Origin of the sequence: Haloferax sp. ATCC BAA-644, from assembly GCF_000336975.1 — an archaeon.
Taxonomy (GTDB): Archaea; Halobacteriota; Halobacteria; order Halobacteriales; family Haloferacaceae; genus Haloferax; species Haloferax volcanii.
In genome coordinates this window covers 18,259-31,944 of sequence record NZ_AOLF01000036.1, presented here as the reverse complement: position 1 = coordinate 31,944, position 13,686 = coordinate 18,259, and the positions used below count along the sequence as shown (strand labels likewise).

General features: G+C 62.5%; 13 protein-coding genes and 3 tRNA genes. 4 read left to right on the top strand and 12 right to left on the bottom strand.

What is annotated here, in order from left to right; translation table 11 throughout:
• Positions 1–307 precede the first annotated feature (307 nt).
• Positions 308–571 (top strand): winged helix-turn-helix domain-containing protein, encoded by a 264-nt coding sequence (locus C458_RS15935; RefSeq protein ID WP_008578454.1) that lies wholly within the window; start codon positions 308–310, stop codon positions 569–571.
• A gap of 69 nt (positions 572–640) precedes the next feature.
• Here C458_RS15935 and C458_RS17985 read toward each other — a convergent pair whose 3' ends face one another.
• From C458_RS17985 to C458_RS15910, 6 genes are all read right to left on the bottom strand, one after another.
• Positions 641–1,087 carry a type II toxin-antitoxin system VapC family toxin gene (locus C458_RS17985; RefSeq protein ID WP_008577219.1) on the bottom strand — a complete coding sequence of 149 codons (447 nt, stop codon included), beginning with the start codon at positions 1,085–1,087 and terminating at the stop codon, positions 641–643.
• Position 1,088: 1 nt separating this feature from the next.
• The gene (locus C458_RS18210) at positions 1,089–2,165 is read right to left on the bottom strand and encodes a hypothetical protein (protein WP_152418146.1); all 1,077 of its coding nucleotides are present in this window, start codon (positions 2,163–2,165) and stop codon (positions 1,089–1,091) included.
• A gap of 106 nt (positions 2,166–2,271) precedes the next feature.
• Positions 2,272–3,180 carry a hypothetical protein gene (locus C458_RS15930; RefSeq protein ID WP_008577218.1) on the bottom strand — a complete coding sequence of 303 codons (909 nt, stop codon included), beginning with the start codon at positions 3,178–3,180 and terminating at the stop codon, positions 2,272–2,274.
• A 101-nt stretch (positions 3,181–3,281) separates the two neighbouring features.
• A complete protein-coding gene (locus C458_RS15925; RefSeq protein ID WP_008577217.1) occupies positions 3,282–5,099 on the bottom strand; it encodes a hypothetical protein in 1,818 nt (605 codons plus the stop codon).
• Positions 5,100–5,820: 721 nt separating this feature from the next.
• Positions 5,821–5,895 (bottom strand) — tRNA-Ile (locus C458_RS15915).
• A gap of 97 nt (positions 5,896–5,992) precedes the next feature.
• Positions 5,993–6,065 (bottom strand) — tRNA-Asn (locus C458_RS15910).
• 136 nt (positions 6,066–6,201) lie between these two features.
• Here C458_RS15910 and cca point away from each other — a divergent pair.
• Entirely contained in the window at positions 6,202–7,587 is a 1,386-nt protein-coding gene (gene cca / locus C458_RS15905; RefSeq protein ID WP_008577215.1) for a CCA tRNA nucleotidyltransferase, read from the top strand.
• On the opposite strand, the gene C458_RS15900 is transcribed toward cca, so the two are convergent.
• From C458_RS15900 to C458_RS15885, 4 genes are all read right to left on the bottom strand, one after another.
• Positions 7,566–8,579, bottom strand: a complete 1,014-nt coding sequence (locus C458_RS15900) for a histone deacetylase (protein WP_008577214.1) — start codon at positions 8,577–8,579, stop codon at positions 7,566–7,568. The two genes, cca and C458_RS15900, sit on opposite strands and share 22 nt — an antisense overlap.
• Positions 8,579–9,010 (bottom strand): histone, encoded by a 432-nt coding sequence (locus C458_RS15895; protein WP_004044404.1) that lies wholly within the window; start codon positions 9,008–9,010, stop codon positions 8,579–8,581. Before C458_RS15895 ends, C458_RS15900 begins: the two co-directional genes overlap by 1 nt.
• A 206-nt stretch (positions 9,011–9,216) precedes the next feature.
• Entirely contained in the window at positions 9,217–10,692 is a 1,476-nt protein-coding gene (locus C458_RS15890) for a single-stranded DNA binding protein (protein WP_008577211.1), read from the bottom strand.
• Between the two features lie 188 nt (positions 10,693–10,880).
• Positions 10,881–11,390, bottom strand: coding sequence for a hypothetical protein (locus C458_RS15885; RefSeq protein WP_008577209.1), 510 nt, complete (start codon positions 11,388–11,390; stop codon positions 10,881–10,883).
• A gap of 147 nt (positions 11,391–11,537) precedes the next feature.
• On the opposite strand from C458_RS15885, the gene C458_RS15880 reads away from it, so the two are divergent.
• Positions 11,538–11,610, top strand: a tRNA-Arg gene (locus C458_RS15880).
• A gap of 239 nt (positions 11,611–11,849) precedes the next feature.
• On the opposite strand, the gene C458_RS15875 is transcribed toward C458_RS15880, so the two are convergent.
• Positions 11,850–12,533: a rhamnogalacturonan acetylesterase gene (locus C458_RS15875; protein ID WP_008577208.1), complete on the bottom strand. Its 684-nt coding sequence runs from the start codon at positions 12,531–12,533 to the stop codon at positions 11,850–11,852.
• A gap of 163 nt (positions 12,534–12,696) precedes the next feature.
• The gene (locus tag C458_RS17980) at positions 12,697–12,921 is read right to left on the bottom strand and encodes a hypothetical protein (protein WP_004044408.1); all 225 of its coding nucleotides are present in this window, start codon (positions 12,919–12,921) and stop codon (positions 12,697–12,699) included.
• Positions 12,922–13,065: 144 nt separating this feature from the next.
• On the opposite strand from C458_RS17980, the gene C458_RS15870 reads away from it, so the two are divergent.
• Positions 13,066–13,677: a DUF309 domain-containing protein gene (locus tag C458_RS15870; protein ID WP_008577206.1), complete on the top strand. Its 612-nt coding sequence runs from the start codon at positions 13,066–13,068 to the stop codon at positions 13,675–13,677.
• Positions 13,678–13,686 lie beyond the last annotated feature (9 nt).

The following is a 13,686-nucleotide window of genomic DNA, read 5'->3' as shown; positions in this document are numbered from 1 at the left end:
AAGTGAAACCGATTTCTGTCAGTCTATCAACAGCCGTGGGTCGTGGGGCTTCAATAGCCCGAGTCGTGTAGGCAAACATGCTTCCGTACCATGATTACGGGAGCCACCGCGGACCGGTGTTGGCGCACCGGGTCCGCTTCTGACACCGACTGAACAACAGTCAGCGTCGTGTGTAGCTTCCGTTGACCATCATCTCACGGTATAGGTACAAAAATACTCTCACTAATTAGTGTAGTTTACAGCATCAATTAATCTAATTATTCACTCACATAGGCAAGTGTAAGAAGCTTGATTCTGAGCGAGTGGTATGCGCAAACCGGGAGAATGGATGCAGATGCCCATCGACGAGAGGATCTTAGAAGCTCTCGATACATCTGGGATGATTCTCTCCCCGGCAGTCATCGCGAAGAATATCGACAAGACCCGATCAGAGGTCAATAGACGGTTATCTGTTCTCGTTGAGCAGGGCTTTGTCACGCGCGTTGAGCGCGGGTACTACGAAATCGCAGATCGCGGAAGCGAGTATCTTTCCGGCGATTTCGACGCGTCCGTGCTCGACGACGAGGAGTAAGCACCCACCACCCTTACCCGTAAAGGGGGCGGGTGGATGGGTGGGTTAGTAGTTTATTTTAAAATCGGGTTATGTGGGTTTACCAGGCCAGATCGGATTCATCCCTTCACTCTCTGCGGCCTGGTATAAGTCACCATCAGCAGTTACGAACTGCAGATTTGGGTGTTTTTCCCGGATTTTTAGTGCTGTTGAAAGATGGATTGAATCTAAAGATCGGAGATCGTGCTTCGAAACCAGCCCAATAGAGTCCAGCAGGACACTGGATGTTGTGTCATATACGGTATATTCCTTTCCGCGATCATACAAGAACCTAGCTAACCGCAATCTGGCATTTGTCTCCGTAAGATCATTTTGACGGTACTTTTTCCTTAATGCTGAAGCAACTTCAACAGAACCGAAATCGTTTAGAACAACCGTGTTGGTGCTCGTATTAATTAATTGTTTGACCTTTTCATGTCCATTCTCTTTGTAATATCTCTTCACTAATGCACAAGTGTCAAAGTAGAGGATGGGCACGTTATGACTCCATCCGGCCTTGAATTACTAGTTCAGAGAGCGGCTTCTCTGGGTCATCATCCTCCATTAAACTATCCAGATCGATATCTCTTGGTTCTTGGCCAATCGATTTTTCAATTTCGGCAGAGTTCGTAGATTCTCCATCATGTCCCTCCAAGGACTCGGCATTTGGCGACACAGAAGCTTCCGGGTCTATTGTGGGAAGACTCGCTGGCAGGTCAGGCAGACCAATATCTCCCATCCATTTCGAGAGTTCACGATATCGGTTTTTGAACGACTTGTCAATTGTTTCTAGCTCTCGCCTACGTGTTTTCTTAACCTCAGTTTCATTGAGTCCAGCAACCTGCTGGAAACTAATTATCTTTGCAGGGATAATCCACAACGCACGATAGTAGAATTTTGAATATTCATCCACTAATTTGAATTTTCTCTCATTGTCCAGCCCCAGGTCTGGTCGTATTATCGTATTCAATAACTTTACACCAGCATCCTCGAATAAATCTACAAATGGAGGAACTGAGCAGAATTCCTCGTGTAGGAGTAGTTCAGTTTTTAGACTTCTACACCTTTCTTGAAACTCATCGAGGGTCCCAGTCTCCAGAGCCTCGCCGTTCCTCAGACGGTACTTTACATCGTTCAAATATTCATATATGTCTATGTTAGCTAGATATAGTTCCTGGTAGGGAATACTTTCGTGATCTGAATAGTACTCTCTGAGGTATTCATACACTCTCTTTTCTGATTGTTCTAAGAACTCATCAGTCAGCCTACTACTGAAAAATTCAGTTATTTGCTCAACGGTAGGATATCGTTCCAGATGGAACTGATGCGCCGAGTCGAGTTCTGCTGTACTGCCCATCTTCTCAACTTCCGCAGACCCAGAGGTTAACAAATCACCGTCAAGATACCACTCAATAGTTACCCGATCTTCTAGTTCAAAATGGTCTACTGCTTCTAGCAACAGTTTTTGAAATCGAATTGAATCGACGTCATCCTGAGTGACGATATCTGACTGCTGTATTGCCCCCCACAATCCTTCGCGGAGTTTTGCAGCTAAGATATCTTCAGAGTACGTCATGCTTACCGGGAAGTCCAGTCCGTAGCATCATAGATGTTATCTTTATTTTTTCATACATTTAGTATTTATACATTAACAGGAGAGGAGAGATACAACAGAAGCTAGTCTAAAGAAATTCGTGAAACTCCTCCCAGTCTTCGAACTGCTCCTGAAACAGGTCACTCGGCAGGTTCCACGCCCACGGCGCGGCGTCGTCCGGGTCGTACTTCTCTAATGTCGGTTCGAGGTTCACGAGCGAGCCGCCGAACAGCTCACCATCGGGCGAGTCTGAATCGGCGTCCCAGTCGCGGTAGAACGTCACTTCGTCCTGCGCCTCTTTGTAGAACGACAGCGTCGAGAGCCGTTTCTGTTCTGGGTGGACGTCCTTCCCCGTGTGACTCACCACGCCGACGGACTCGACGCCGAGCTTCGAGAACCGCTTAATCGCGGGCGTCCACTGGGACGCCACTTCGCGGCTGAACGTTCGGGCGTCGAAGTGCGTCGAGCCTTCGTCGATTGTGACGGTCTTCGGCCGTTCGCGGTGGGTCAGCAGTACGTCCATCAGGTCGTACATCGACCGCACCACGATGTCCGCGCCGTCCCACGTCCCCACGTTCGAGATGACCAGCAGGTCATCACCGAAGTGCGCCCGCGCGAGGTCGCCGTTCAGCAGGAACATCGTATTCGTCTTCCCCGTGTTCGGGTTCCCCGCGCCGGTGATGGTCGTGAGACCACCGCCGTTTTCGAGTTCGTACGTCCGCGTCTCGGCGGTCTTCTTGACCGCGAGCCAGCTGCCGTTGCCGAGACCCTTCTTGTCGATGGTCCGGCGAATCTGGCCGTTCGACCAGAACTTCACCCGGTCACCGAGGTCGCCGCCGCGGGCGAGATGGATTACGTCGTTTTCGTTCGGTCCCACGTCGTGGTCGATATCGACGATAACGCCGATGACCGGCTCGTCGACTTCGAACTTGATTTCCTCTACTCCGTCGTCGTAGTCGTCCTCGACTTGCGTTTCTTCGAAGTCGTCGAACGACATTGGTTCAGACGCCATTACAGCTAGAACATGTTGATAGTAGGTACTAGCCGTACCTACCAACCGTGAGAAAGTGGAATCACCAGGCAGGGTAGGTTTCTACGTCATCCCCACACGTCAGCGACCGGTGGGGGTTTCTCGCCGCCGACATCGGGGTATTCCGGCTGTCCTCCCGAAGCAACGTAGTCTTCGACGTGTTCGAGATTCGTAGCCGTCGCGTCGGCCGTCGGCATGTCCCAGTAGGCGTAGCAACCCAGGTAGTCGATATGGCAATAGAAATCGGCACTCTCCGGGAGCGTCGATTCGACGCCTGGTGTCACTACGTCGTCGAGCGCGAGTTCTTCGACTGTCGCGCCATCGCACGCGAGCTGGAGAGAGTCGATAGAGAACTCTCGAACGGCGTGCCGAACGTCCGGGTCTTGCAGGTGCTCGGGCCTCTCTATCGCTTTCTCGATGTCTCGTGAGATGGACCAGAACCGCCTGCCGGTCGCCCAGTAGAGGCCGAGTTTCCACGTCGCCGCCTTGTCCGCGTACGAATCCGACTCTTTCGCGTCCTCGAACGACTCGGAGGCTTCGAGCAGGGAGCCGAAGGTGGCCGAGAGGTACTTTCCGAGGTACGCGCCAGCCGTCCGGCTTTGCATCTGTTCGTCGCCATCCTCCCCGCTCTCGTCGTCGTAGAACTCGATGAGGTCGTGAGACCTCGCGTTCTTCGCTATCCACTCGTCGCTGTGGTCGTGGTCGCCGTAGCGGTACCAGTCCACGAATCCTTTCGAAACCGGAACTTCGAACTGGTCGCCGTCGTCGTCGACGAGCGTTTTCGTTCCGAAGTTCCCCACTTCGTCGAGGTCGTCCCGAAACACGAGTGGATAGAGATCGACGATTTGACCCTGGCCGTAGTCCTTCCACTTCCGTTCCAGCTCCGCCTTGTCTATCAGGAACGGCATCCCGTCACTCTCGCGGGTCGGAACGTCGAACATCAGGACGTGCAGGTGCGCGTAGCCCTTCTCGGTGAACTCCAAAGCTTTCAGGTACGGCGGCCGGTAGCGAGGTCGCCCGGTCACTTTGCCGTCGAGCGCCGGTGACCAACTGGGAACGCCGTCCTTCCTGGTGTCGTCTTTCGTCGACGGGTCCGAATCGAAGTACGAGAGGAGCCGGTTGAAATTCGGGTTTATCGACGAGATGCCGTCATACAGCGAGCGCGGGTCGGGTCGAGTCGGGTCGTCGTACGTGCCAGGGTCCGTCGTCAGCGTCATCAAGACGGCGTTGTCGTACTTCTCGTAGGCGTGTTCGAGCGCACTGTTGTAGCGCGCCCACGTCTTTCGCAGTCGCCCTTGGGAGTTGAAGCGGGTGTTGTACTGCTTCGTCATCCGGCGGGTGGTGTCGCCGCCGCGTCGCCCACAGAAGTGGACGTCGAACAGCAGTTGGTAGTTCTCGATGCGCTTGAGGTACCGATGTAAAGAGTCTTCCAGCAGGTCCCGACCCCAGTCATCGACCTCATTCGCGGTTCTCAGGTAGTTCTCGCAGAAATGCCGGTCGTACAGCAGGTCGTCGCGTTCCCTGGTTGTTTGAGTAATGCCTTCTGATATCAAGTCAAGTAGGCGAATTGTCGGGGTGACCATCGTCATGCCGTCAGACTGGCGTTTTTCGATGAGTTGGGGGTCGTGCCCGTCGAGGTCGTTCAGGAACCGGTAGACGAACTGGTAATCCGGGTCGCTCCCGTCGAACCGCTCGCATTGTCCGATGTATTGACCCTTGACGCACTCGGAGACGAGCGTCGGCAGGTAAATCCCCTCTGGCGAGGTCGAGATGCGCTTTACCAGCCGTACGCGGTCGCGGTCGCGCCCGCGAAGTTCGAGGTCGTCGTCCGGGTCTGCTGGGTCGTACCCGTAGGCCAGCAGGCCGAGGTCGCCCAGGTAGTCCACGAGGTAGGTATCTTTACATCGGTCTGGACGGAGTCGAGAGCCCCATACGTCCGAGATTTCGGACGATGAGCGTTTCCCGACGCTCATCTATCGCTCCGAGAGACCGCACGCGCGGCTGGTGAGTCGTGAGCGCCGGGGGCACGGGTACCCGTGTTACTCACTGCTACCCCCGTCTGTGCGGATGAAATCGCTCAGACGGCACTGGGCCTTACCGCCACTCGTTTTCGGCCGACGGCCGTCGGCCTCATGCGGACCGGCTTCCGGGTCAGGGGCAAGCCCCTGCTTCCGGCCGCTCCGGGCGGACTGGGACCCGCCCTCCGCTGTTCCGGTCCTTGCGGTGGTTTCTGCGGCCAGTTGGTGTGCCCACAGGAGCGAGGTGAGTCGGTGGTCCCGAATCTCGTCCTCGATGGCGGGGATGCGCGCGCAGTCTTTGCACTCGCGCATCTTCGCCGCGCGCGTCGAGTGATCGACGAGACACCAGGCTTTGCAACTGCCACAGTGGTATCGAACGTACCGCCACAGCTCCGTCTCTCGACGAGTCTGCGACATCTACCGAACACCCCCGGCTAAAGTTATCGCCCGACTGCGGGCCGGTCCGTAAGCAGAGCTTATGGAATTGGAATTTTCGGGCGTTTTGAGATTTCGCGAAAACGGCGAATGTAGGCGCGAGAGGGTCCGTAGAGTGCCTTTTTCATCATCAACAAACCGGCTAAAATTATTATGGGCCCCATGGGGTTCGAACCCATGACCACCCGGTTATGAGCCGAGCGCTCTGACCAGACTGAGCTAGGGGCCCTCGGCCGATTCTTTCCCGTCGTCCCTCTTATGTCTTATCAGAAGCCGTCGCCGACGAACCGGAGACGAACCGCTCGTCGGGATGAGAAATGGAGAAGCGCCACCGCCAGGACTCGAACCTGGGACAACCTCGTTAACAGCGAGGTGCTCTACCAACTGAGCTACGGCGGCTTTCGTCTGCACTCTCTCGTATTCGATGTTTCTTGATAGGGCTTTCGTTTTTAACCGACGGCTGGCGGATGCCACCGCCTGACGCGGTCGCGAGCGCACCGTCACGCTTTCGCCCGCCCGCGGGAAACCAGCGGGCATGACGAACTCGGACCTCGCCGCGGTCGTCGCCGCGGTCCGCGAGCGTATCGACCCCGACGAGGCGGAGCGTCGGGCGCTCGCGGACGCCGCGGCGGCCCTCGAATCCCGCGTGTACGACGCCCTCGCGGACCTGCCGGTGGACGCCGACGCGCTGCAAGTCGGCAGCACCGCCCGCGGCACGTGGCTCTCGGGCGACCGCGACATCGACCTGTTCGTGCGCTTTCCGGCCGACCTCGGCCGCGAGGAACTCGAAGCGTACGGCCTCGAAGTCGGTCACGCCGTCCTCCCCGACGGCCACGAGGAGTACGCCGAACACCCCTACGTGAAAGGTGACTACGACGGCTTCGACGTGGACCTCGTCCCCTGTTACGACGTGCCGTCCGCCTCGGACATCCGCTCGGCGGTCGACCGGACGCCGTTTCACAACGCCTACCTGACCGAGCGCCTCGACGACGACCTCGCGGCGGACGTGCGCGTCTTCAAGCGCTTCCTGAAGGGTATCGATGCCTACGGGAGCGACCTCCGAACCGAGGGGTTCTCGGGCTATCTCGCCGAACTCCTCGTCGTCGGACACGGCGGCTTCGAACCGTTGCTCCGGGCGGCCGCCGACTGGAGCCCGCAGGTCGAGTTCGACCCGGAAGACCACGGAACGCGGCGTTTCTCCGACCCGCTCGTCGTCATCGACCCGACCGACCCCGAGCGGAACGTCGCGGCGGTCTGCTCGGCGGAGAACGTCGCCCGACTCCAGCACTACGCCCGCGACCTGCTTTCCGACCCGCGCGAATCGCTGTTCTTCCGGCCCGACCCGCCGGCGCTCGACGCCGACGGCGTTCGGAGCCACCTCGACCGCCGCGGCACCACGGCCGTCGCCGTCGTCTTCGACTGCCCGGACCTCGTGGACGACCAGCTCTACCCGCAGCTCAGGAAATCGCTGACCGGCGTCGCCGACGGCCTCGACAGACGCGGCTTCGACGTGTTCCGTCGGGCGGCGTTCGCCGACACCGACACCGACGGCGAGGGGCAGGGCGAAGCCGTCCTGTTCGCGGAACTCTCGGTGGCCGAGCGCCCGGCGGTCGAGCGCCACGAGGGGCCACCAGTTCACGTCCGCCAGCACGCAGAAGGGTTCTACGGCGCGTACGAGGACCGCGAGGACCACTACGGGCCGTTCCTCGACGGCGACCGATACGTGGTCGAGCGCGAGCGCGAGTTCACCACGGCGACCGGCTTCCTCGAAAGCGACGCGCTGTTCGACGTGGCGCTCGGAAAACACGTGGAGTCGACGCTCAGAGAGGACGGGTACGACGTGCTCGTCGGTGGCGACGTGACCGCGCTCGCGGAGTCGTTCGATGCCGAGTTGGGTCGCTACTTCGCGCCGAGGCCGTGAGCGGCGCGCACGTCGTCGACTAGCTCGACGTTCTTCTCGTCGGGGTCTTCCTCGGGGTCCATGGCGATGCGGCCGTCGAACGTCTCGTGGACGGTCGCGACGCCCTCGGAGAGCGTGTCGAGGCCGTAGCCGCCTTCGAGGACGAAGGCGATGGCGGTGTCGGTCTCTTCGCAGAGCTCCTGCACGCACTCGGTGAGCATCGCGTAGCCCTCGGTGGAGACGCGCATCCGCGAGATGGGGTCGTGGCGGTGGGCGTCGAAGCCGGCGCTCACGATGAACAGGTCGGGGTCGAACCGCTCGACGGCGGGGGCGATGGCCTCGTCGAACGAGTAGACGTAGTCGGCATCGCCCGCGCCGGCGTGGAGCGGGACGTTGAGGGTCGTTCCCTCGCCGTCGCCCTCGCCGGTCTCGTCGACCTCGCCCGTGCCGGGGTAGAGGCCGTCTTCGTGGATGGAGGTGTAGAACACGTCGCCGCGGTCGTAGAAGATGTCCTGCGTGCCGTTGCCGTGGTGGACGTCCCAGTCGAAGATGGCGACGCGCTCGGCGAGGCCGTCGTCGATGACCGCCTGCGCGGCGACGGCGGCGTTGTTGAAGAAACAGAATCCCATAGCGTCGTCCTCGACGGCGTGGTGGCCCGGCGGGCGACCGAGCGAAAACGGCGTGTCGCGGCCGTCGTCGCCGTCGAGGGCGGTGCGGGCGGCCCACTCCGCGAGGCCGGCGGAGGTGAGCGCGGCGTCCCACGACGCCTCGACGGCGACGGTGTCGGGGTCCCAGTTGCCGCCGCCGTCGAGACAGAACTCGTGGAACTCGTCGACGTAGCCGTCGTCGTGGACGGCCGCGACGGTGGATTTCTCGGCGGGCGAGGCGTCGACGTACTCGACGCCGTGGCGCTTCGCCAGCCCGCGCCGGATGGCCCGGAGTCGGTCGGCCGTCTCGGGGTGCCGCGGCCCGGTGTCGTGGTCGAGACACGTTTCGCTGTAGCCGAATTGCATTATTCGAAGAGGGAGAAGTAGGTCTCGATGTCCTCGGATTGGACCGTCCGCCGGTCGGCGTGGTGGGCGAGTTTGACGGCGGCGTCCGCCACGTTGACGGCGTAGTCTTCGAGGATATCGGCCAGGGCGATTCGAGCGTCCATCGCGACGCGGTAGCGGTCGTCGATTCGAAGGCGGGCGATGCGGTCGATGGGGGCGATAGGAAGGGAGAGTTCGTCGCGGTCGACGACCTGTTGAACGCCGAAGTCCTCGGCCATCAACGTCTTGCGACCGTCCGCCGTCGCCCGGTCGGCGGCGTCTATCGCGAGTTCCGCGCCGCGGTCCTGAATCCGGCGGGCGAGCGCCTCGGCGGCGCCGGCGCTCACTCGCAACTCACCTGCGTTCTGCCGGATAATCGCGTCTACCGGGGCGAACGGTAGCTCGACACTCATACCCACATATCGGGTCCGTGCGGCGTATAATCCTTTCCGTCGCGGCCCCTTCTGTATTATATCGCACGGAGCGCTCCCGAGCGGTCGAATTTCGCGCCGAGGAGCCGCGAAAACCGGGCGAGCGTTGAGTCAGGTTCGACGGCCCGCCGACGGCGGGGCGGTGGGTGACCGGCGACCAGCAACCGGCGACCGGCGGTCTATCCGTCCTACTGCTGTGCGCCGGTGTGGACTTCGACCGACTCGGCGCTGATGCGGCCGTCGGTCTCCGTCCCGGAGACGGTCACCTCGTCGCCGAGACCGAGGTCGGCGTCGGTATCGACGGTCTTGGTCTGCGTGCCGTCGTCGAGGATGACCGGCGTCCCGGCCTGCACGACCGTCCCGGTGAACTCGACCGACTCGCCGGCGGACTCGGTCGAGTCGGTCGCGGCCGACGATGACCCGCCGTTCGCGGCGGACGTGCCGCCGGACGACCCGGACGAGCCATCGGACGACCCGCCGCCGGAGAACGCGCCGAGACCTTGGTCGCTGGGCGGCGTCGGTGCCGAATCGCCGGCGTCGGTGCCGGCCGCGCCCTCGGGTGCCTCGTCCATCACGGCGACGGACGACCGCCAGCCGGCGGAGGCTTCGAGGTCCTCCTGCCAGCCCTCTTTTATCTCCGCGTCGGTGATGACGACGTAGTCCGCGAGGTCGACGTCGGCGTCGGCTTTCTCGCCCCAGAGGGCGACCCGGATGTCGCCGGTGCCGTCCTTGACGCGGATGTTTCGGACCTGTCCCTCCGAGCCGTCGTCGCGGTCGAAGGTGCGCTTGCCGTCGGCCTCGATGACGCCGCCGGCGATGTCCACCGTCTGGCCGAGTTCCAGCGTCTCGATGTCCGTCGTCTCGGGGACGTACTCGATGTCCTCGTCGATGACCTCGACCGCGCCGCGGGAGCCGACGTGGAGTTCGAGCGAGCCGTCGCGCTCGCGGACGTAGCCGTCGACGACCTCGACCGACTGGCCGGGTTCGAGCTCCTCGGCGAGGTCCGCCCGCTCGTCCCAGAGCGTGACGCGGACGCGACCGGTCGGGTCCCCGACCGAGAGGTTCGAGACGCGACCCTCGGTGCCGTCGTCGCGGTCGAACGTCCGGACGGTGCCGGCGTCGAGAATCTTGCCTTCGAGGTTCACGTCCGAGAGGCCGAGCGCGAGGTCCTCGACGCGGTAGCTGTCGAGCACCTGCACGTCGACCTCGGCGTCGAGGTCCTCTTCGACCTTGCTGGCGCTGACTTCGACGCCGTTGTAGCCGTCCTTCGGGCGACCGCCGATGCGGAGGACGGTGCCGACTTCGAGGTTCTCCTTCGCGCCGGCGGCCATCTCGTCCCACAGCGAGACGCGGATGCGGCCGGTCTCGTCGGCGACCTCGATGTTGACGACCCGCCCGTCTTCGTCCTCGCCGTCGCGCTCGAACGTCCGCACCTCACCGATGCTGACGACCTTGGCGAGGAACTTCACGTCCTCCATGCCGGGTTCGATGTCGGCGATGCCGTTGACCTCCTCGTCGCGCAGTTCGTGGGCGATGAGCATCGCCGCCGTCTCCTCGTCGGCGAGGCCGCCCATCTGTTCGACCTTGTCGTTGACCGCCGCTTCGAACTCCTCGAACTCGACATCGGTGTCGAGGTCGTCGTAGACCTCCCGAATGACGCCCATCAGGCGTCACCTCCCGGAACGAAGCGCGCGCGTCGCGGCAGACCAAACGTCGTACTCATACTATGGACGAACAGGGAAGGGCGGCGCTTAAGCGTTGTTTTCCTCCGAATTGGACCGCCGAACCGACCGCGCGAATCGAGCGACATAACGGGGGTGGTCGCGGCCTCGGATTTGAACCTTCGGACGCCTCAGGCGTCCATATCGATGCGAGCGACCTCTCGACGACCGTCCGCGTCGTCGTGGGCGACGACCGCCCGACCGGGGAGGCCGCTTTCGAATCGGAGCGTCGCCTCGTAGCCGCGGACGACCGGCGATTCGGCGCAGTTCTCCGCGTCGGCTCGCTCGACGGTCTCGACGACGAGCGTGGCCGTGTCCGACGCCGCGTCGTAGTCGGCGCGCGCGAGTCGGGCGATAGCGCAGTCGGTCGCCCCCGAGACGCACCCTGCGACGGAGAACCCGGTCTCGGTTTCGCTCGCGAGTGCGCCGCCGTCAACAGGGCACGCGTCGGCGCGAGTGGGCGTGAACGACCGCCCGACGAGTCGCGGACGGCGGGGCGTCTCCGTCGCCGTCGGCGACGCGGTTCCGGGCTCGGTGCCGGCGCTCACCGTCGGCCCCTCCGCCGCGTCGCCGCCGCTCGCGCACCCCGCGAGCGAGGCGCACAGCCCGGCGGTTCCGAGGAGGAGCGCGCGTCGATTCACGTCCGGGCCTAGGCTCGCCGGCGAAAAAGTCCTTGCGTGCGGCAGGCACACCGACGCCCGCCTCGTGCCGTGGTCCCGCGGTTCACTGGGAGTTCACATCGTAACCGTCTTAAGTAACCGTCGAGTACCGAAGGATGCAGCAAGACAGTCCTGATAGGGTAGTGGACTATCCTCCTGGCTTGCGGAGCCAGGGACCGGAGTTCAAATCTCCGTCAGGACGTTTCTCTTTGGAACACTACTCTCCGAGAGCCCTCTGTGGCTCTCGGTCTGTCTGCGGTGAGCGGCCACCGAGGAGATTTGAACAGGGAGCGTAGTGAGCGTAGTGAGTGGGTTCAAATCTCCGTCAGGACGTTTCTCTTTGGGACCGACCTTCGAGAGCCATCTGTGCTCTCGATTTGATCCCGGTTCTACGGGTCGTCGGGAACGAGAGCGAGTCTCCTCCGCGAACTCACCAGCCCGTCAGGACTCGACGTGGGCGGCCAGTCCGAGGTCCAGTTCTGCGACCCCGTCGAGCACCACGTCGGCCATGCGGCGCGCCCCGCGTTCGCTGAAGTGCGTGTCGTCGGCGATTCCCTCCGGGTAGTTCGAGTGTTCGCCCGGTTCGAGGTGGTTGTAGAGCGCCGTCGACGCGTCGGGGCCGAGTTCCGCCAAGAGCGCCCGCGTTCGCTCGTCCATGTCGATGAACGGCACGTCGCGGTCGCGCGCGACGGTTCTCGTCAGGTCGGCGTACGCGCGGTGGGTGTCTTTCGGGACGCCGTCGTCGTCGAACTGGCGGCGCGCGATGGGCGTGAGCAACACGGGTGTCGCCCCCTGTTCGCGCGTCTCACCGACGAACTTCCGGAGGTTGTCGACGAACGCCGCCTCGGTCGTGTGCTGTTCTTTCGACGGCACCTCGTCGTTGTGGCCGAACTGGACGAACACGTAGTCGGTCTCGGTCAACTGGCGGGCGACGGGACGCCAGCGACCCTCTTCCAGAAACGTGCGGGTGCTGCGCCCGTTTCGGGCGTTGTTCGCCACCGTGACGGCGTCGTCGAAGCGGTCGGCAAAGGGCATTCCCCACCCGGTCTCCGGGCGTTCGTGCGCTTCCTTGTCGGCCATGGTGGAATCCCCGACGAGATGGACGGTAATCGACTCGGACGACATTTCGATAGCGCTCGTCCGGGCGACGTATAGTGACACCGGTCGGGTCAATCGACGGAAAATCAGCTCCTAACCGTCGCTAACGGGTGCCTACTCGTCGGGACGTGGCGTTCGACCGACCGACGGAGCGCCGACCGCACTCGGCAGTCCGGACCGAAAAGTGAGCTTACGCCTCGTCGTACGGCGGTTCGAGGCCGGGCGACCGCTCGTCGTCCTCGCGGCGGCGGACCGACGAGGTCGTGCGCGACCGCTGTGGACGGGGGCGAGGCGCCTCTTCTGACCGGGGCTTCGCGGCCCACGACCCGTGGCAGTCCCGACAGTAGTTGCCTTTGTACGCCCGCGTGAACAGATACTGCTCACCGCAGCGGATACAAACCGGGGACTGGGTCATCGTTCGACACCTCGGACGAGGGTTTCGAGGGCATTCATGTGCTATCACACCTCATAGGTTCTCGAGAGGGATAAGTATGCAAGCCCTACGCCGCGGGAGTGCGCCCTTCGCGGAATCTTTACTCGTGGACGGCGAACGGTTCGCATGGACGATTCGCTTCGCGCAGGCGTCGCCATCTACAACGCGGGCGCGTACCGGGCGGCCCACGGCGCGTGGGAGTCGAAGTGGCTGTCGCTCGACCGCGGCAGCGACGACGAACGGTTCCTCCACGGCCTCATCCAGTTCACCGCCGCGGTCCACCACGCCCGCGACGGCAACGACTCCGGCGCGGGCGGCCTCGCTCGGAGCGCGCGGGAGTACCTCGACGGCCTCGCAGACGACTACCGCGGCGTCGACCTCGCCGGCGTTCGAGAATCTCTCGCGCGGCTCGAAGCCGACCCCGGCGTCGCCGCCGACCCGCCCGCGCTCCGACTCGACGGCCGGGTCGTCACGTACGACGACCTCGATTTCGACGCCGTCGCGGTCGCGGCCGAGACGCTCGCGGAGGAACTGGACGGCTACGACGAGTCGGTCGTCGCCGACGCGATCGAGTACGCCCGCGAGGAAATCGGTGACGGGGCGCAGACGCAGTTCACGGCGATGGTGTTCGACTTCGTGCGCAACGAGGCCCAGCGCGGACTGGTGTTTCAGCGATTGAGCGAGCACGTCCGCCGGCGGCGACGCCGCGAAGACGACGTGAGCGGCCTGTTCGAGTGAGCAAAGAGG

Bases quoted from the DNA above. Each gene is read 5' to 3' on its own strand.
- C458_RS15890 (WP_008577211.1), bottom strand. From the start codon at position 10,692: ATGGGCGTCATTCGGGAGGTCTACGACGACCTCGACACCGATGTCGAG.
- C458_RS15870 (WP_008577206.1), top strand. From the start codon at position 13,066: ATGGACGATTCGCTTCGCGCAGGCGTCGCCATCTACAACGCGGGCGCG.
- C458_RS17980 (WP_004044408.1), bottom strand. From the start codon at position 12,921: ATGACCCAGTCCCCGGTTTGTATCCGCTGCGGTGAGCAGTATCTGTTC.
- cca (WP_008577215.1), top strand. From the start codon at position 6,202: ATGACGAACTCGGACCTCGCCGCGGTCGTCGCCGCGGTCCGCGAGCGT.
- C458_RS15895 (WP_004044404.1), bottom strand. From the start codon at position 9,010: ATGAGTGTCGAGCTACCGTTCGCCCCGGTAGACGCGATTATCCGGCAG.
- C458_RS18210 (WP_152418146.1), bottom strand. From the start codon at position 2,165: ATGACGTACTCTGAAGATATCTTAGCTGCAAAACTCCGCGAAGGATTG.
- C458_RS15935 (WP_008578454.1), top strand. From the start codon at position 308: ATGCGCAAACCGGGAGAATGGATGCAGATGCCCATCGACGAGAGGATC.
- C458_RS15875 (WP_008577208.1), bottom strand. From the start codon at position 12,533: ATGTCGTCCGAGTCGATTACCGTCCATCTCGTCGGGGATTCCACCATG.
- C458_RS15900 (WP_008577214.1), bottom strand. From the start codon at position 8,579: ATGCAATTCGGCTACAGCGAAACGTGTCTCGACCACGACACCGGGCCG.
- C458_RS15930 (WP_008577218.1), bottom strand. From the start codon at position 3,180: ATGTCGTTCGACGACTTCGAAGAAACGCAAGTCGAGGACGACTACGAC.